Origin of the sequence: Vibrio sp. CAU 1672 (assembly GCF_029223195.1) — a bacterium.
Taxonomy (GTDB): domain Bacteria; phylum Pseudomonadota; class Gammaproteobacteria; order Enterobacterales; family Vibrionaceae; genus Vibrio.
On sequence record NZ_JARHUF010000012.1, the window covers coordinates 56259 to 76012 of the forward strand.

The following is a 19754-nucleotide window of genomic DNA, read 5'->3' on the forward strand; positions in this document are numbered from 1 at the left end:
CGACAGCATGTTTGGATTTTTACGCTCACCGAAGCAAAGTCACACCACCCTTAGCAAGGCGCAGATCGATCAACGTTATCGTTACTGGCGACTGCACATTATGTTAGGCATGTATGTTGGCTATGCCGGTTTTTACTTTACCCGTAAAACCTTCAACTATGCCGCCCCGGCGATGATTTCTGAACTGGGGTTGGATAAAGGTGATCTTGGGCTGATTGGTACGCTTTTTTACCTGACCTACGGCTGCTCTAAATTTATCTCCGGCACCATATCGGATCGCTCCAACCCTCGTTACTTTATGGGCTTTGGTCTGATCGCCACCGGTTTAATCAATATTGCCTTTGGCTTTTCCAACTCACTGATGGCATTCATCATGCTATGGATGTTAAACGCCTGGTTCCAGGGCTGGGGTTGGCCCTCTTGTTCTAAACTGCTGACAACCTGGTATTCGCGTTCAGAACGAGGTTCCCGCTGGGCGATCTGGAACACTGCGCACAATATTGGTGGTGCGCTGATCCCGATCCTTGTCGGCTATCTCACCCTGCACTACAGCTGGCGTGAAGGCTTTATTCTGCCCGGGTGCATTGGCGTATTGCTCGGCGTACTGGTTTGCTGGCGTTTACGTGACAAACCAACCTCCCTTGGCCTGCCAAGCGTCGGCCAGTGGCGCAATGACCCACTGGAACTAGCACAGGAGAACCACGACCGGGGGCTCAGTTATCGGCAAATCCTGACGTCATATGTGTTCAACAACAAATACATCTGGCTGCTGGCTTTTAGCTACGTGCTGGTTTACATCGTACGCACCGCCATCAATGATTGGGGCAACCTGTATTTGACCGAACAGCACCACTACAGCCTGATCAATGCTAATGCCGCACTGTCGATGTTTGAAATTGGCGGTTTTGTCGGCTCACTGGTTGCCGGTTGGGGCTCCGACAAACTGTTCGGGGGTAACCGAGGCCCGATGAACCTGCTGTTTGCCAGTGGTATTTTCTTATCTGTCTCCGCACTATGGCTGATGCCGCTGACTAATTTCGCCTTCCAGGCCGCCGGGCTGTTTTCTGTCGGCTTCTTTGTATTTGGTCCACAGATGCTGATTGGTATGGCGGCGGCAGAGTGCTCGCACAAAGATTCTCCCGGAGCGGCGACCGGATTTGTCGGCCTGTTTGCCTATATGGGGGCAGCGCTGTCCGGGTATCCACTCGCCCTCATTGTTGAAGCGTATCAATGGCGGGGATTTTTCATCACCATCTCAGTTTGTGCAGCGGTAATTGGCTTATTGCTATTACCATTTTTGCAAGCGCAATCACCGAAAAAACCTCTTGAGCCGAAGCCGCGTTTATAGACCGGCTCCACTCACCGACTCTGGTTAGCAGGCAAGTGGTGTAATACCACTCGCCTCTGCTCAATTCCACCCACCTGACTTTCTTCCGATTCAGTTCGGAGGGTTAACTATGGATAAAATTCATGAATTTGAACAATATTTCAGCACATTGCTTCTTTCCGATGGACAATAAAATCCAAAATTATGCCTGGGGAAGCCCCTCCTCTATCCGTGAACTGTTTGGGTTTGCCAATGACACCAACCAGCCTCAGGCTGAAGTATGGATGGGCACGCACCCCAATGGCTGCTCAAACGTGAATCTGGGCCAGCAAGCAGTGTCACTCTCAGAGCTGATCAGCAAGGATCAGTCAGCCTACCTGTCAGCAGAAACCGCAACACAATTTGGCGACTTGCCGTTCCTGTTTAAAATCCTTGCCGCTGACAGTGCCCTGTCCATCCAGGTACACCCTAGCAAACAAGACGCCGAACGCGGATTTGACAAAGAACAGCGCGCCGGAATCCCCCTGACCGACAGTTGCCGTAACTACAAAGATCCTAACCATAAACCTGAACTGGTTTATGCCTTAACCGACTACCAGGCGATGAACGGGTTTCGCTCATATCAAGAGATCATTGATGAATTCACCAGGCTTAATATCCCTGAACTGAGCGAGCTATTGACCTGCTTCAACCAGCAGCCAAACTCGCAAGGCTTAGAGACCTTTTTCAGCCAGCTGCTTTCAATGAGCAAGCAAAGAAAAGATAACGCGTTAGATCAATTGCTAACGTACGCATCTATGAACGCGAACCAAGAGCTCTATCAGCTGGTTACTGAGCTTGCCGGCCAATATCCGGGAGACATTGGCCTGTTCGCCCCACTGCTGCTTAACGTGATCACCTTAAAGCCAGGTGAAGCGATGTTCTTAAGTGCCAGAACGCCACACGCCTACATCAAAGGAACTGGGCTTGAAATCATGGCGAACTCAGACAATGTACTCCGTGCCGGCTTGACCCCAAAACATATGGACATTGACGAACTGATCCAATGCACCGATTTTGTACCAAAACCTTATGGTAGCTTACGTCTTGCCCCTACACAGCATGGCTGTCACCACGATTATGCCGTCCCCGTAACGGATTTCAGCTTCAGCATTTTGCATCAGCCAGAAAATGAACAAGTAGTCACCAGCAGTGCCGAGATTCTGCTGGCGATTGATGACAACCTCACTCTACTTAGCGCTAATGGTGAGATACTGACCGCGGTCAAAGGCCAATCGGTGTTTATTCCCGCTTATGTCGGCCGTTATACCGTCAGCAGCTCAGGACGTGTTGCCAGAGCATTCAACCAGTAATCCCTCCCTCCTTCTGCTTAACCCAGCCATATCCAAGGCTGGGTTATGTTTTCTTTCACACCCATTTGCCCACCGATAACTGGTGATGCCACAGTTTTATCTACACTGCGTATAAACCTCACCAAGTCATCTCGGTTGGATATAAAACCATTTTAATACCATTATTCATCAACAGGTCGTATGTGTTGCAAAACGTATAATCGGCGTTGTAATCGGTGTCTTAATCACTACAATCTCAGTCCCACTCTTTTGTTTGATGCTTGTATGCCGAAACTAAATTTAGACAATCTGGCCAAACGCTCTGCGCTGTCCGAGACAAAAAACTGTGAAGACATTCAATCGGCCTTAGAACCGAAATTTCACAAACCCAGCAAGCGCCTGTGTTTGAGCCCGGGATTAAGCGATAAGCATCTAGCCAAACGCTGGCAGGTTCTTGAACCACTTACCGATAAACAAGCACTGCTCGACTCATCGACACTTGAACACTACGACGCCTACGCCAAAAACATCGAACACTTTATTGGCTCGGTAAACTTGCCGGTTGGGGTTGCCGGCCCGCTGAGAGTCAACGGCTTGTTTGCCGACGATGATTATCTGGTACCACTGGCGACCACCGAGGCTGCCCTGGTCGCATCTTATAACCGCGGGGCAAATCTAATTACCGCAGCTGGCGGAGCCAGTGCCCTGCTGCTCAGTGAAGGCGTCAGCCGAACTCCGGTGTTTGCTTTCCGAAGCCTGGCTGAATCGGCCCAGTTTGTGAACTGGGTGGTGACGCAATATGATGTTTTCCGTCAAATAGCCGAGTCGACGACTGCTCACGGCAAACTCAAAGACATTAATGTCAATATTGAAGGCAACCACGTTTATCTGGTGTTCGAATATACAACGGGCGATGCATCCGGCCAGAACATGGTGACCATCGCCACCCACCAGGTGTTCCACCATATTTTGGCCAACAGCCCGATCAAGCCGGTCGAAGCGTTTCTCGACGGTAACTTATCCGGCGACAAAAAACCCAACGCACACACCTTACGTGCGGTTCGGGGCAAAAAGGTGTCCGCCGAAGTCACTATCTCTGCAGATTTGGTCAATAAGTATTTGCATACAACACCAGAGTCGATGGTTAAATTTGGTAAGATGAATACCGTTGGTGGCTTACTCAGTGGCACGATCGGGGTCAACGCGCATTACGCCAATGCCCTCGCCGCGTTGTATATCGCCTGCGGCCAGGATGCGGCTTGTGTGGCGGAATCAGCAGTTGGCATCACTCGGATGGATGTCACCGATCAGGGCGATCTGTATGCCTCCGTGACCTTACCCAACATTATGGTCGGAACCATCGGTGGCGGCACCGGTTTGCCAACACAAAAGGCATGTTTAGATATTTTAGGGCTGTATGGCAACGGCAAAGCCAAAGCACTGGCTGAAGTCGCCGCTGCCTTGTGTCTGGCGGGTGAACTGTCAATTGTGGGGGCATTTTGTGCCGATCACTTTACCCGCGCGCATCATAAACTGGCGCGAAAATAAAACCCAAAACGGACACGCAGAGCTTGTGTCATTGCCTCTGAGCAAGCAGTGACGAACCTCACGCTCAGCCACGCCGGTTTAACCGCACCTGACGCCTGTCGGAACTAAAAAAGGGAGCATTTCGCTCCCTTTTATCTATGATCTTACTTACTCCGCATCTGGCTGCTCGGCACGGCGCTGGTTACACAGCGTAATAGCGCGTTCCAGTAGCTCCAGTGCAGTCTGCTCACAGGCCGGAAGCTGGGCATCACTTTCTGCGATTGGCGTGACACGGTCACCCCACTTAAGTACCGCTGCGCCCCAGGTCAGCCCTGCACCAAATGCCGCCAGCAACAGATTGTCACCAGGTTTAACACGGCCTTGCTCCAGCGCCTCACATAAAGCAATCGGTACGGTCGCAGCCGAGGTATTACCGTAATTCTGAATATTGACGAATGCCTTCTCGTGCGGAATGCCTGACAAGTCGCACAGGGTCTGAATAATACGGATGTTTGCCTGATGTGGGATCACCACATCAATGTTATCTGTAGTCAGTTGAGATTGAGCTAACACGGTTTGAGCCGCGCGCCCCATTCCTTTCACCGCTCGCTTAAAGATTTCCTGGCCGACAAAATTGAAATCCCAGTAACCGTTGTCTGCCGCAAAACGATCCATGCAAGTACCAAATTTAGGTACAGAAAGAATATCGCGCCCTTTGGCATCACAGCCGATCTTCGCGTTGAGTAACCCGCACTCTTGCTCTGTACGGCTTAATACGACAGCACCCGAGCCATCACCAAATAACACCGCAGTATCGCGACGCGACCAGTCGATGTAGAACGACAGTCTCTCCGCACCAATAATGATGGCATGACGATAATTACCAGACTGCATCAAACGCGTGCCGGTCTCTAAGCCGTAGACGAATCCGGTACAGGCCGCGTTTAAATCAAATGCTGCGGCTGAACGCACCTCAAGATTCTGTTGCACCTTAGATGCGATATTGGGTATCAGCGAATCTGGTGAACAGGTAGCGACAATGATCAGATCGATATCATCTGCTTCCACGCCCGCCCGAGCCATCGCCTGTTTGGCGGCGACCGTTGCCATGTCCGATGTGTTAACGTGGCTGATACGACGGTTCTCAATACCGGTGCGTGTGCGAATCCATTCATCAGATGTGTCCAGAAAAGTGCTCAGATCATCGTTAGAGAGCACCGCCTGGGGTACGCATTTTCCCCATCCCGTAATTTCTGCGTAATAATTTGCCATTGCAGACCTATTTAGTGTTGTATTTTAATGAATTTTTTTAGAACCTAGTCAGGCTCAATAAGTGACTTACGCTATAAGTCATCAATATTGCTATAAAATAAATTGATATAAGATTAACGAAGTATACGCATTCTGCAGCTGACTGGTAAGTCCAGTTTGCAGTAAAACATAATAATGAGGAAGTCATGTCATCGTTTAAAACTCGTTGCCCTTCATGTGGTGGTTTAAATCGCGTTCCGACCGCTCGAGTGTCAGAGAGCGCAACTTGCGGAAAGTGCAAAAATGCGTTGTTTGACGGCGCACCAGTAGAAGGCACCCAAGAAAACTTATCATCGTTACTAGAAAGCGATATCCCGGTTGTCATCGATTTTTGGGCGCCGTGGTGTAACCCTTGCGTCGGCTTTGCACCTGTTTTCTCGGATGTAGCGAAGGAACATGAAGGCAAGCTGCGTTTTATTAAGATAAATACTGAAACCGAGCAGCAGCTTGCCGCCCAGTTTGGCATCCGCAGCATCCCGACCGTCATGGTGTTCAAACAGGGTCAGCGTGTGGATACGATCAACGGGGCCCTGCCAAAGAATCAGTTTAATCAATGGTTAAATCAGGCACTTAGCAAATAATTTATTCCGCCAGCCTCCCCCGTAAGGCTGGCGTTTTCATGCCCCTATTTTTGCACATTGTTTGATAAATAAAATTTGTCGCAACGACTCAAATTTATCATTTTACTTCCTCTTTCATTCGCCTCATATTCGCGCCAAATAACCTCTAGATTTAACTTCACTTATAGGCGTAAAACATTGGAAAACACGGTTCTTTCCGCAAAATCACCACAAGTCACTGTTCCTGTTATCGCACTGTCTCTTTATGCCGTTGCGTCAGGCTATTTGATGAGCTTAATTCCTCTGATGCTTGGTGAATACCACATTGCCGCCGGCTACGCGAGTTGGCTGGCGAGTGTGTTTTATTGCGGCCTGTTGATTGGAGCTATATTTTTTGAACGTGTTGTACGCCACCTTGGGCACCGAAAAGCATTCGTCGGCTGTCTGGCAGCCTTCTCACTTACTATCATCGCATTGCCTGTTTTCCCTAACGGGATGCTATGGCTGGGCGCTCGCTTTATTGCCGGCATTGCCGTCGCCGGCGTGTTCGTCATCGTTGAATCATGGCTGATGGCCGGCGATGAATCATCACGGGCAAAACGCCTGAGCTTATACATGCTGTCTTTGTACGGTGGCTCTGCGCTGGGTCAGTTCGGTATTGGGATTCTCGGCGTCAGCGGCGGCGTCCCCTTTATTGCCATGACGACACTGATTCTGATCGCAATGCTGGTACTGATGTTCATTGACTGCGAACAGCCAAACAGCCACGAGTCAACCGCGCTGTCGGTTAAGCAGATATCAAAGCTAAACCACGCGGCAATTATCGGTTGTATCGTCTCTGGCTTAACCCTTGGTGCAATTTATGGCCTGATGCCTGTTGAACTGGCAAACCGCCAAATCAGCCACCAGGATATCGGAACTTTAATGGCATTGGTGATCCTGGGGGGGATGCTGGTTCAACCTATGGTAACCGCCTTAAACCGATACATCAGCCGCACGGTACTGATGGCGTTATTTTGTATTGTCGGGATTTTTTCAATTGGTTTGACGTTCGTTTCATCGTCAGCCGTTTTGCTCGCAGCCGCGCTGTTTCTGCTGGGAATGGCGACTTTTGCCCTGTACCCGATTGCGATTAACTTAGGCTGTGAGGGACTGGACGAGCGATATATTGTCTCCGCCACACAAGTGATGTTATTTAGCTACAGTATTGGTTCCGTAGCCGGCCCTGTGGTTGCCGGCCAGTTTATGGGTCAAGTCCACGGCTTACTGGGTTATTTATTTGCGGCGCTGCTGGCAACAGGTATCTACATGCTGTTGGCAGCCAGTAAAACCAAGCCACAGATGATCGCTGGCTAATAATCACTCACAACCACATTTACTTTCGCCCGGACAAATCACACACTACTTGTCCGGGCGTTTGTTTTTCTGCTGCCCCACCGTACGTTGATGATTAGCACGTTGATGAATAGTACGTTGATGGCGATTCGACGCATTCGCTTGGGGCTTCTCCGGTACTTTACGCTTTTCGTGCACCAGATGCCAAATAGCTAAAATCGGATGTTTCAACAGCATCCGCGGCCCGGCATAACGCATGACTAAACGCATCTGCTCTTTTGGCTGGGGCTTGTAACAATGGATCGGACATTGGTTACAGGTCGGTTTAGCTTCACCATAAGGGCAACGATCCAAACGCAGTTCAGCATAATCCAGCAACTCCCGGCAGTCTGCACACAATGTTTTTGTATCATGGTGATCCCGGCAGTATATCTCGACCATCGCCTTGACAGTTTTGAATTCTGTGGCAAGTTTACCCACTAAAATATCGCTCATTGCTTTCGCCTTGTTACATCTTGTCTGTGCAGCCCTATAAGAACTGGCCTATCTTACGACAACGTGCGCAAACCCGCGCGTTTAATCTGCCCTGTATACGTTCAGCACCATTCCCCGTCATTCATCACGGCTTCATTCCTGTCAGGTCACGGCGTTTCACTAATGACTGATTCGGCTTGTAACTTATCAGAAAAATCACTATCCTGCCTCGCTCAATCAAAGGGCCAGACTATGAACCGCAAAAAGAAAATCAATCAGATCTTAAAAGCGAAGCAGAAAAAACAAAATGCAAAACTGCATAAGAGCAACAAGCCACGTTACATCTCTAAAGCCGAACGGGCAAAGATGGAAGCAGAAGCGCAGAATCAGGCCGTTGAGCCAACTACAGATCAAACAGAAACGCTAGACATCGTATCAACCGACGAAAGCTAACGTAGCTTTCTTCGTTCCAGGCCCGCTGGCGTCAGGCTTTAGGATTACGGCCTCTTAGCTCTGTAGCCGCAGGGAAACGGGAGTTACAAAATAAGCTTTCAGGCGAACGAACGACAAAAATCCATCAGATAACGTCGATGACTATGCCCGATTATTACTTTCACCTGTAACCACAGCGGCACCGATCATATGTGCCAGGCGCAAAGCCTCGGGCACATTGCCGGTATCGGTTAATAGCGCTAATACTTGTGCTGCCGTTTCTGGCTCACATCCGCACGCCTGGTAAACAAAAGCGTGGTGGGTATATATCGGACCCGCTTTGAGCAATGTGGATTTACGCTGCTCATAGTCCGGAAAGTGTTGTAGTGCATAATCAATCGCCGCCATGTCGGGCGGTTTGCGCATCACGGCAATGCAGGGACGCTGCAAAACCTCCGCCAGCGCCGGCAAATCAATCAGATTAAACCCGCCAACCGTCAGGCCGTCGGTGAGAACCACATTGACTTGCTCATAAAATTTACTCTGCTTGAGCAAGGTCGAAATGACCTCAGTGGCATCATTGCCATCTTTAGTTGTTTCTCCCCAAAGCATACCTTCAAAGCGCGTACCAGAGCAGACGATCCCTGAGATATGGACCAATGCCCCCGGCCTGCGCTCAAAAGGCGCGTCATCAAAACCGATCACCCGGATCTGGCGGTTTAAACGTAACAGTTCTTCAAGTGGCTTCATTTACGTGACGCTCCATTGGTCTCCATACACTTAGTATAGTGATGGCGTTGTCACGTAAATCAAATGAGCAAAGTCGACTGTACTTATACCAATCTGGATAAGTAGGTGTTTCAGGTATTTGTGCAGGACATATCGCTTAGAACAAGGCATAGATTTGGTAACTAGTTATTCTAATTACCAAATCTACAACACTGTTATCCGCAATTTTAACCAGCAAGAATGATCAGATACTTATGTAGGCTGGTATTATGTACTTCAACGCTCCATCGCGACGCTGGTTACTGCTCTGCATGTTACACAATTTCGGTTTTTTTTCTTAGATTCATACAGCGCATCATCAGCGGCTTCAGAAAGTTCGCGCGGCAGTGATGACTCTCCAGGGTAAACTGAACTGACTCCGAAACTGGCCGTTACGTGATCTCTTCCACTCTCAGCTTTATGCGGAATAGCCAACATTTCAATGACTTGCCTTGCTCTTTCTGCAACCAGTCCCGCTCCGTCTAGCTCCGTATCCGGAAGGATAATCGCAAACTCCTCCCCCCCGACGCGCGCCACTCGATCAAGCTCTCTTAATGGCATATCGCTGATTGCATTAGCGATAACTCTCAGGCAATCGTCACCCATATAGTGACCGAAACTATCGTTATAAAGTTTAAAATGATCGATATCCAATAAGACCAGAGACAGCGGAGTTTTGGTTCTTGATGCTCTCACCCATTCTTCTTTGAATATCTCATCATAGCGACGCTTATTGAGTAATCCGGTCAAGCCATCGGTCGTAGACAGCATGAACAGCTGTTCATTTGACTCTTCCAGTTGCTGCTGAAGCTCTTCTAACTCAGCAAGCTTTTGATTGAACTCGATATTTTTCCTTTGCAACGCTTCTTTTTGCTCATATAGCTCAATAAAAATACGAATCTTGCCATTAAATACTACAGCTTCAAGTGGCTTAAACAGGTAGTCCACCGCACCGGACTCATAGCCTTTAAAAAGATGTGATTCGGTTTTAGAACGGGCCGTAACAAAAATGATCGGTACCGATTTGGTTTTCCTGTTACCGCGCATTAATTCTGCGACTTCATACCCATCCATATCTGGCATTTCTACATCAAGTAACACCAGGGCAAAGTCATGATCCAACGTATGCCCAAGCGCTTCAGGCCCGGACTGAGCACGAATAACCTCAGCGTTAAATGGCTCCAGCAAGTTTTCCAGTGCTATCAGGTTCTCAAGACGATCATCTACGATCAAAATTTTAGGACGCTGTGTCATTCTTACACTCACATACGCTATTTAAAAAATCACCAATATCTTCCAGCGAAATGACATGGTCTACATCAACAGCATCGATTGCTGCCTGTGGCATGGCCGTGGCCTCAGCGGTTTCGACCGACTGGACGACCGCCAATCCGCCCCGTTGCTTTATTTTTTTTAAACCTAATGCTCCATCAGAGTTTGCTCCGGTTAACACAATGCCTATCAGCTGATGACCATAGTAATCAGATGCTGATTCAAACAGCACATCAATGGATGGGCGGGAGTAATTGACCGGAGCATCAATAGACAAGGCAATAGAACCATCAACTTCCACCAGCATATGATAGTTAGGGGGGGCAATATACAGCTCGCCCCTACGAATCGGTTCTTTGTCCTCCCCCTCCTTTACTTTAAGAGAAGAGCGTTTACTGAAATGGGCGGCAAGGTAACTTTCAACATTGGGGCTAATGTGCTGTACCAGTAATACCGGAAGACAGAAACCAGGCTTTAACTTTGTTAACACAGTTTCCATTGCCGCCAAGCCCCCGGCAGAGGCTCCTATCACTACTGCCCGGTAGGCAACATTTTCGCAAACAGCCCGCATTGTCTCTGACTCCTTACCCTATGACGGGTTCACGCTTCTTCCGGTAGATTTTCTCTCTTTCAGAAACCAGCTCAAACTTCTCAGCTATACCCGAAAATCTCAGGCTCTCCTTAGAGCCAAGACAAAGAAAACCACCAGGAACCAAACTGTCATAAAACAGCTGAAAGACTTTGTTCTGCAACTCCCGATTAAAGTAAATCAGGACATTTCTGCAAAATATGACATTCATTTCACCAAATACACCGTCGGTTGCCAGGTTGTGTGGAGTGAACAACACATTGTCTCGCAAACGGTTTTTAATGATCACGTGTTCGTAGTCCGCCGTGTAGTAATCCGAAAATGAATTAAGACCACCCGACGCCTGATAGTTGGTGGTGTACTGGCGAACCAGATCCATCGGGTAAATGCCCTTTTGCGCTTTTTCCAGTATCGCTTCATTAAAATCTGTGGCATACAGTTGGGCTCGCTCGTTCATCCCTTCTTCTTCAAGAAGGATACCCATGGAATACACTTCCTGACCAGCAGAGCAGCCGGCATGCCAGACTTTTACAAACGGATAGGTTTTCAGGTGAGGTAACACGATTTCTCTGACTTTTTTATAGAACCAGGGATCGCGAAACATCTCCGTGACGTTGATAGAAAGATCAAGCAGGATCTGTTCAAAGAAGCGCGGGTCATAAATGACCTTGTGTAGCATCTCTGAATAATTTTTCATGCCTTCAGCTGCACGTCGGTACTCGAGTCGGCGCCGGGTATGCGCAACCGAATACTCTCTGAAATCATATCCATATTTTCTGTAGATCGCTTCCAGAAACAGCTGGATCTCCAGCTGTTCGTCATTTATTTCCACGACATGACTCATATCAGTATAACCACACTCTCATCATCGAAAGCAGCTTATCGGTGTCTACCGGTTTTGCCAGATAGTCACTTGCCCCGGCTTCAATACACTTACTCCGATCTCCTTTCATCGCTTTAGCAGTCAGCGCAATGATTGGCAGTGAGGCATATTTCTTCTGGCTTCGTATCTCTTGCATCGCCTCATAACCATCCATTTTTGGCATCATAATGTCCATGAGCACCAAATCGATAGCAGGATTCTCTTTCAGTTTATCCAGGCTTTCCAAGCCATCCCGGGCGATAGTGACATTCATGCCTTTTTCTTCCAGCACTCTGGAGAGCGCAAATACGTTTCTCATGTCATCATCAACCAACAGGATGTTTTTATCCTTTAACACGGACTCCTTATCGTGTACCGCTTTAAGCATGCCGCGCTGTTCTGCCGGCAGTTCTGCTTCTACCCGGTGTAAGAACAGCGCAGACTCATCCAGTAAGCGCTCCGGAGATTTCACCCCTTTGATAATTATGCTCTCTGCATATTGGTTGAGTTCTTTTTCTTCATCCCGGGTCAGTTCACGCCCCGTATAGACAATAATTGGCACCCGGGCAGCCGTTTCACTGCGTCTTATGCCCTCCAACAGTTCAAACCCGGTCATATCCTCAAGGCCAAGATCCAAAATCATGCAGTCATAACGGTGAGACTCAAGCTCAGCCAGTGCCTGTTCCCCTCTTGACACCTCGACAATATGAACATCGCTCTGACCTATCAGTTGCTTGATACTGTCTCGCTGGATTTCATCGTCTTCAACGATAAGTAGACGTTTCACCGGTTTAGAAATAATGTCTTCAATACTAGAGAACGCGGCATCAAGCTTTTGCATATTGACCGGTTTCGTCAGATAACCAATCGCTCCCATTCGCATCGCATCCAGGTTTGCATCGTTCGCAGACATAAAATGGACTGGAATATGCCTTAACTCCGGAGTCTCTTTCAGCCTTTCCATCACCGTCCAGCCGTCAATACCCGGAAGACCGATGTCGAGAATGATGGCACTTGGTTTGTAATAATCCGCAAAGTGCAGGCCTATTTCACCCGTTTCGGCAACAATGCACTTAAACCCTCGTTCACGACCGAAATCACGCATCACACCGGCAAAAGCCTTATCATCTTCAATAATGAGTAACGTTTTATCTTCCGGTGCAATGGTTTGCCTGTCGTCATCGATATAGCTGGTCGCTATGGTCGCGCTGACATCAGGGACCTTGGCAGAAAGGGTTTCTGAGGTTGACTTTTCAGCCACGACGTTATCTCCGGTTGTATTGACGGAGCTCGCTTCCCGGGCTGCGTTGTCAGGCTTGGTAGCAATAGCTGGCTTGAGCTTAAACGCTGAATCTTCCTCTGATTCTTTGGTATGTTTAGCAACATACTCAAGCGGCAGGACAACCGTAAAGGTGCTGCCTTTTCCTTCCTCACTCTTGACAAGGATATTCCCGCCGAGCAAATGGGTAAGCTCTTTCGAGATCGATAAACCTAAACCCGTACCGCCATATTTGCGGCTGGTGCTGCCATCGGCCTGCTGGAAAGCCTGGAAGATAGCTAACTGTTGCTCTTCTTTGATCCCAATCCCGTCATCTTTCACCTGGAATGCAACCAGTGATTCTCTCGGTTTGTTCATACGAACGGCCATTTCCGGCGAAGGCTGGGCAATACTTAATGATACCGAGCCGTCATGGGTAAACTTGAACGCATTAGTGAGAAGATTACGCAAGATCTGCTGCAGTCTCTGAGAGTCTGTTTCTATGGTGCCAGGCAAGTTCCCGGCAATCGATACAGAAAATTCAAGGCCTTTTTCCGCCGCAATATCGGCATAAAGACGATTGATATCTTCTTCAATCGAGTCAAATGCTACATCCTCAATATGCAGTTCTATTTTGCCGGCTTCAACTTTAGACAAATCGAGAATTTCGTTGATTAACGACAGAAGATCCGCACCAGAAGAGTTAATAGCTCGGGCTGATTCTATCTGTTTGTCGGTCAGGTTGCCGTCTTTGTTATTCGCAAACAACTGCGACAGAATTAAAATACTGTTAAGCGGTGTTCTCAGTTCATGCGACATATTTGCCAGAAATTCTGATTTATACTTACTGGCAACTTCCAACTCTTTGGCTTTCTCTTCAACCACTTGCCGAGCCAGATGTAGTTCGTCATTCTTTTCCTGCATCTCAAGCTTCTGGTCTTCCAGAGCTTTTGTCCGCTCTTCCAGCTCTTCGTTGGTAACTCGGAGCTCCTCCTGCTGAGCCTGCAGCTCGGCTTCTGACTCTTTGAGTACCTTGGTTTGTTCTTCCAGCTCTTCATTGGTCACACGCAGTTCTTCCTGCTGAGTCTGTAATGCCCGCTCAGATTCTCGTAACGCCGTAGCCTGCTCTTCCAGTTCGCTGTTGGCTTGGGTTAAGTTTTCCTGCTGCTTCTGAGCCCGCTCCAGAAGCTGATTAATGATAGTACGAGCATTCGCCGCGCCAAATACCACGGCCGCATTGGTACTGGCTTCGTTTACATATTGCTTCTGCAGTTTTGTGAAAGGAGTGAGTGAGCCCAGTAACGCAACGCCGATCAAGTGACTGTCCGTCACCAGAGGAATGGCCATAAAATGCGGGGGAACCACTTCGCCCGCGCCATAGTTCAGCAGAGGTGCATTATGGCTAATGTCTGAGTAACAAATAACTTCTTGTTCCATCGCCGCCTGACCGACCATGCCTTCACCCAGTTTGATGGTATTGAAATTACCATTACGATCAGTGAACGCATAACTGGACTGCAGAGTTAACAACTGCGTCTCTTGGTCATACAGATACAGCGCGCCCATTTCACTTGCCATATGTTTAGAAAAGAACGAAATAAACCGCTTTGCCAGCTCAGACAACTCCAGATCACCGCGAAGTTGATCATCAAGATCTTCTTTCCCGCTTTTAAGCCAGTCTAACTCACGCAACTGAACAGACATCTCGTTGAGCGCCTGGGCGAGCTTACCCAGCTCATCACTTCTGTTTACTTCCAGGCTAGAATCCAGCTTGCCAGAAGCAATGTCATTAGCGAAACTCATTCCTTCAATCAGAGGTTTCGTCACCGAGTTGGAAAACTTCATCGCGACAAAAATCACCACGATGACCAGCACCAACCCGGCCACAAGCAAGGTAGAATATAGGAAATAGATGGGCGCGGTGACCTCATCTTGATTGATTTTAGAGATTAAGTACCAGCTATGACCAGGAACCTTAACCTTACTGAAGGCAACCAGAACATTCCGCCCGGCACTGTCCACATAGGTGTTCTGCCCTCCCGTCGATCCTGACGCTTGGGCATCTGACCAATAATCCAGATCCTGCTTCAGCCGAAAACCGACCACATTTTTTCCGTCGCCCATAGTGACCATATCACTACGAAACTCAAACTTTCCGGTTGAACGATTTATTCCGATCAAATATGACTCGCCGGTTTCCCCCATCCCTTCACGTGAATCAACAATTTTATTGATCAGCATAGGCAGAACTTTAACCGCCACAATCGAAGTTACCTGGTTGCCGTTATTTTTCACCGGCGCTGCGATATAAGCAACCTGTCCCTCATCCAGTTCACTATAACCAAAATCAGAGAATACCGCCTGACCGCTTACTAGAACGTCAGACCAGGCACTAAACAACGCCGGGTCACTCCACTTAGCGGCCGTCAGTATGTTTCCAACGCGTTGAGGATTATCTCTGGAATAAACAATCTTGCCGTCTTTCGGGCTGATGAGCAGTAGATCGCTATACCCATAACCACGAATAAACTGTTCGATAAACTGATTTTGAGAGGTTAAGAGCTCATTCGTAATACCGCTGCTTTCAGCAGCGCCAAGGCTAGCAGTGAGCTCACTTCCCACAAATAGCTCTAGGTCTGTCATGCGTCTGAGAAAGAAATCTTCGATGCCTTTACTTCTTAATGCCTGAATCGCATTAAGCTCTTCAAAAGACTGTTCAATCAACGCTTTTGAGGCCAGCTGTCCGTTAAACAGAGTTGCAGCCAGGAGAGGAAGAACCCCGATAATAACCAGGATGGAAACTAATTTGGTACGTATTCGAATGTCAGCAAAATTGGGCATTAGCTAATGTGTGAGTTTAAAATAAATAGCTGGCGATTATTACCATTTATATTCACATACTCAATAGCATATGTTGATCCATTTGATGTGCATCAAACGTCAGTTCACTATTTACAGTACCTAATCTAAGACAAGATAAGAAAAGCATTCACAGACCATTTGTTAAATAGCCCTTAAAATCAACAACTAAAACAAGTCAGCCATTTTCAGCCTCTCAATCTTCTAAACATCTAGATTCAATGACTAAACTAATATATAAAAGTGATACGGCCATCCTTAACGCGTTGGTGTTATGGCGGATAAAAGAAGCCTGAGACTGGAAATGGTTCCGGGCAGACGTACACCCCTCTTTACGCTGGATAATATTGCAAAAATAACTGTTCAGTAGAAAAAAGCCCCTGCAGTGCAGGGGCTTATACTCAGGCTTTGAAGTACCGGATCTGATCGTGGAGGAGCTCCGATGTCGTTGCGAGATGTTGGCTTTCTTCAGCAAGCATCTGCGATGCCTCTTTAACCTCATTTGCTGCAAAGTGAATAGTGGTAACATTCTGGGTCATTTCATTTGCCACCAAGCTTTTCTGCTCAGACGCTGCAGCAATTTGCGCCACCATATCATTTGAGCGAATCAGTTCTTCAACCATACTGGCGAGTTGATCCTGCGTCGCCCTTGAAACTTCAACGCTTTTCTCTACCTGCGCATTACTGCGCGCTATCGCGTTCACCGTACGCTCAGAGCGCTCCATCAATGAATCAATCGTTTGCTGAACTTCATCGGTAGACTGCTGGGTGCGGCTGGCAAGGTTGCGAACTTCATCAGCAACCACAACAAAGCCATGCCCTTGTTCACCGGCACGTGCCGCTTCGATCGCGGCATTTAATGCCAGCAGGTTGGTCTGTTCAGAGACCTTCCGGATCACGCTCACCACCGCACTTATTTCATTCACCCCCGCTTGCAGCTCCGCCACCATTCGGTCGGCAGCCGCAATATCCTCAGATACCTCAGCAATGGTCGCCGCGGTTTTCTGCATATCTTTACCACTCTGCTCGGCATGTTGCGTCACCAATGCGGTACTTTGCGCGGTATTCTCTGCATTTTTAGCCACATCAGTAATTGTTGTACTCATTTCCGTCATCGCTGTGGATAACAGTTCAAGTTGTGCGTGCTGGCTGTTGACACTGGTCGCGGCCTCTTCACTGGCCTGAGCAATATTCTGCGCCATACTGGCAGACTGCTGTGCCGAGTTATGTGCCGCGAGTAACGTCTCCTGGAGTTTTGCTAACATACGATCAATTTCATAACTCACGGTGCCGAGCTCATCTTTGTGACTGGTACTCAAACGCACTGTCAGATCACCATTCGCAATTTTGCTTGTATTGTCGATAAGCTTTTGTAACGGTTCTGTGATGTTACGTGAAATCACATAGCCAAATGCAGCCAGTACCGCAATAAGCACTGTAGCAACCAGCGCCTCTTTCATCGCCTCGGCATAAAACGCTTCCTGAATATCTGCCACCAAAATCCCCGAACCAATAATCCACTGCCATTCAGGGTAAAGCTGAACATAAGAAATTTTGTCTTTAAGCTCACCCTGCGGGCTTTTCCATTGATAATCCAGGAATCCAGAGCGTGTGGTATTCGCTATCCTGGCCATCTCACGCCAATGGTATTTACCCGCACCATCTTTGAAATCCCTGGCATTAACACCATTTAATTCAGGTTTCGTCGGATGCAGCATTACCTTTAGTTCCGGTGTCAGTATCCAGAAGTAATTATTATCATCGTAACGAAGCGTCTCAACCGCGCGAATGGCTTGCTGCTTCGCAGCCTCGCTACCCAGTTCATTTCTCTGCTGATAATAGTGATCGAGCAGACTCACCACAACTTCCACCTGTGCACTTAGTTTACTTTCCCGTTCACTAAGAGAAGACTTTCTTTGCTCATTAAGATTGTACAAACAAGCTACGATCAGCAGTAGTGCCGAAATCACAACCAGCAATAGCAATTTATTTCTAACGGAAAGGTTGCAAAGTTTCATATTTAAGCCTGCTATTTTAATAATTTTATCCATTTGGCGATGGCAAACTTATAAAAAAATCCGAAACTTAAATCTGATGCATATCGTATTATTACCATTTGTTACAACAAAGTTGCATTAATCAACCGCTCCGCTACTAGTCAGGCTTAATACATCACCAGACACTGCAATACCGTTAAGTCCCCCCATAGCCCAGACGATGTGTCCACTTTCTGAGCATTAAAATGCCACTCTACCACTTGGTTAAACCAACTATTAACCTTTGTATCAGCCAGCTCCTACATTGATCCTACACTCTCACAAACCACCATTAACACTTGCCCCCATTAGCGTGAGTTATTGCCAATAATTAAACATTACTGATTTGCATATCAGTGGAATGTGAACAGCGTATCGTATTTTTGCGGTGAATGCCGGAACAATAGAGATCCTGTTTCGTATAAGGAAATTACGCATGCTGTACTTAGAATTTCTATTTTTACTTCTGATGCTGTACATCGGCTCACGTTATGGAGGCATTGGTTTAGGCGTTGTCTCCGGTATCGGTCTGGTGATTGAAGTATTCGTCTTTAAAATGCCGCCCACCTCTCCGCCAATCACCGTAATGTTGATCATTCTGGCCGTGGTGACCTGTGCTTCAATTCTGGAAGCTGCGGGCGGATTAAAATACATGCTGCAAGTAGCCGAACGTCTCCTACGCAAAAACCCCAAGCGGGTCACTTTAATTGCTCCTTTTGTTACTTACTCAATGACGTTTCTGCTCGGCACCGGCCATGCGGTCTATTCAATCATGCCGATTATAGGTGATGTCGCGCTTAAAAACGGCATTCGTCCTGAGCGCCCTATGGCGGCAGCATCTGTCGCTTCACAAATTGCTATTACCGCCTCTCCTATCTCGGCCGCGGTGGTATACTATCTGGCTCAGTTGTCTGATATTCAGCATGAAATCACCTTACTTTCGATTTTGATGGTCACCGTTCCGGCAACACTGTTCGGTACCCTGCTGATGTCGTTGTACAGCCTGAAACGTGGTAAAGAGCTGGAAGATGATGAGGTATACCAAGAGCGCCTGAAAGATCCCCTGTGGCGAGATAAAATCTTAACTACGACCGCGACCTCACTCGACGAAGTGTTACCTCCCAAAGCACGCAACTCTGTACTGCTGTTTATCGCCTCAATTATGGTAATTGTGGTGATTGCGATGTGGCCTGAAGTCCGGACGATTGCCGAAGGCTCTAAACCGATCAGCATGGCGGTTGTGATCCAGATGATGATGCTCTGTTTCGGCGGTATCATTTTACTCTCCACCAAAACCGATCCTCGTACCGTGCCTGACGGCGTGGTATTTAAATCCGGTATGGTGGCTGCGATAGCGATTTTTGGTATTGCCTGGATGTCCGATACTTACTTCCAGTACGCCATGCCACAATTCAGAACCGGCATTGTTGAAATGGTAACCAACTACCCTTGGACGTTCGCACTTGCGCTGTTTATTGTGTCAGTGGTGGTCAACTCGCAAGCCGCAACGGCACGTATGATGCTGCCTGTAGGCTTAGGTCTGGGGCTAGATCCGGCGCTACTGATCGGTATTATGCCAGCAGTATACGGTTACTTCTTTATTCCGAACTACCCTTCTGACATCGCAACCGTAAACTTCGATACGTCCGGTACGACAAAAATTGGTAAGTGGTACTTTAATCACTCATTTATGGCTGTGGGTTTAATCGGCGTGATTGGTGCTTGCTGTCTGGGCTATGTACTGGGCCAGATCATCATACCTTCATAAACAACTACTAGGATTGGTTTAAAGGCGAGTCATTGTACGTTTTCG

General features: G+C 47.9%; 15 protein-coding genes. 7 read left to right on the plus strand and 8 right to left on the minus strand.

The window, feature by feature from the left end; all coding sequences use genetic code 11:
- The first annotated feature begins 7 nt into the window (after window positions 1-7).
- The 3 genes from P2G85_RS12605 (at window position 8) to P2G85_RS12615 (ending at window position 4206) form a co-directional block, all read left to right on the plus strand.
- On the plus strand, window positions 8-1348 hold the full coding sequence (locus P2G85_RS12605) for an MFS transporter (protein WP_275864435.1): 1341 nt from the start codon (window positions 8-10) through the stop codon (window positions 1346-1348).
- Between the two features lie 122 nt (window positions 1349-1470).
- A complete protein-coding gene (gene manA, locus P2G85_RS12610) occupies window positions 1471-2679 on the plus strand; it encodes a mannose-6-phosphate isomerase, class I (protein ID WP_275864436.1) in 1209 nt (402 codons plus the stop codon).
- Window positions 2680-2943: 264 nt separating this feature from the next.
- Window positions 2944-4206, plus strand: coding sequence for a hydroxymethylglutaryl-CoA reductase (locus tag P2G85_RS12615; protein WP_275864437.1), 1263 nt, complete (start codon window positions 2944-2946; stop codon window positions 4204-4206).
- 147 nt (window positions 4207-4353) lie between these two features.
- Here the strand turns inward: P2G85_RS12615 and P2G85_RS12620 are convergent, their stop codons facing one another.
- Window positions 4354-5457 carry a ketoacyl-ACP synthase III gene (locus tag P2G85_RS12620; RefSeq protein ID WP_275864438.1) on the minus strand — a complete coding sequence of 368 codons (1104 nt, stop codon included), beginning with the start codon at window positions 5455-5457 and terminating at the stop codon, window positions 4354-4356.
- A 185-nt stretch (window positions 5458-5642) separates the two neighbouring features.
- On the opposite strand from P2G85_RS12620, the gene trxC reads away from it, so the two are divergent.
- Entirely contained in the window at window positions 5643-6077 is a 435-nt protein-coding gene (gene trxC, locus P2G85_RS12625; protein WP_275864439.1) for a thioredoxin TrxC, read from the plus strand.
- A gap of 177 nt (window positions 6078-6254) precedes the next feature.
- Complete coding sequence (locus P2G85_RS12630) at window positions 6255-7412, plus strand: MFS transporter (protein WP_275864440.1); 1158 nt, start codon at window positions 6255-6257, stop codon at window positions 7410-7412.
- Between the two features lie 45 nt (window positions 7413-7457).
- Here P2G85_RS12630 and P2G85_RS12635 read toward each other — a convergent pair whose 3' ends face one another.
- Window positions 7458-7886, minus strand: coding sequence for a nitrous oxide-stimulated promoter family protein (locus P2G85_RS12635; protein ID WP_275864441.1), 429 nt, complete (start codon window positions 7884-7886; stop codon window positions 7458-7460).
- 231 nt (window positions 7887-8117) lie between these two features.
- Between P2G85_RS12635 and P2G85_RS12640 the strand changes: the two genes are divergently transcribed.
- Window positions 8118-8318: a DUF2986 domain-containing protein gene (locus P2G85_RS12640; RefSeq protein ID WP_275864442.1), complete on the plus strand. Its 201-nt coding sequence runs from the start codon at window positions 8118-8120 to the stop codon at window positions 8316-8318.
- A gap of 141 nt (window positions 8319-8459) precedes the next feature.
- On the opposite strand, the gene P2G85_RS12645 is transcribed toward P2G85_RS12640, so the two are convergent.
- The 6 genes from P2G85_RS12645 to P2G85_RS12670 all read right to left on the minus strand — a co-directional run bounded on the left by P2G85_RS12645 (window position 8460) and on the right by P2G85_RS12670 (window position 17923).
- Window positions 8460-9047 (minus strand): DUF99 family protein, encoded by a 588-nt coding sequence (locus P2G85_RS12645; protein ID WP_275864443.1) that lies wholly within the window; start codon window positions 9045-9047, stop codon window positions 8460-8462.
- Between the two features lie 255 nt (window positions 9048-9302).
- Entirely contained in the window at window positions 9303-10319 is a 1017-nt protein-coding gene (locus P2G85_RS12650) for a diguanylate cyclase (protein ID WP_275864444.1), read from the minus strand.
- Window positions 10303-10908 carry a chemotaxis protein CheB gene (locus P2G85_RS12655; RefSeq protein WP_275864445.1) on the minus strand — a complete coding sequence of 202 codons (606 nt, stop codon included), beginning with the start codon at window positions 10906-10908 and terminating at the stop codon, window positions 10303-10305. The genes P2G85_RS12650 and P2G85_RS12655 overlap by 17 nt, the downstream gene beginning before the upstream one ends.
- 13 nt (window positions 10909-10921) lie before the next feature.
- Complete coding sequence (locus tag P2G85_RS12660) at window positions 10922-11770, minus strand: protein-glutamate O-methyltransferase CheR (RefSeq protein WP_275864446.1); 849 nt, start codon at window positions 11768-11770, stop codon at window positions 10922-10924.
- 1 nt (window position 11771) lies between these two features.
- On the minus strand, window positions 11772-15887 hold the full coding sequence (locus P2G85_RS12665; protein WP_275864447.1) for a response regulator: 4116 nt from the start codon (window positions 15885-15887) through the stop codon (window positions 11772-11774).
- A 419-nt stretch (window positions 15888-16306) separates the two neighbouring features.
- Complete coding sequence (locus P2G85_RS12670; RefSeq protein WP_275864448.1) at window positions 16307-17923, minus strand: methyl-accepting chemotaxis protein; 1617 nt, start codon at window positions 17921-17923, stop codon at window positions 16307-16309.
- A 454-nt stretch (window positions 17924-18377) separates the two neighbouring features.
- Between P2G85_RS12670 and P2G85_RS12675 the strand changes: the two genes are divergently transcribed.
- The gene (locus P2G85_RS12675) at window positions 18378-19709 is read left to right on the plus strand and encodes an anaerobic C4-dicarboxylate transporter (protein ID WP_275864449.1); all 1332 of its coding nucleotides are present in this window, start codon (window positions 18378-18380) and stop codon (window positions 19707-19709) included.
- Window positions 19710-19754: the final 45 nt, after the last annotated feature.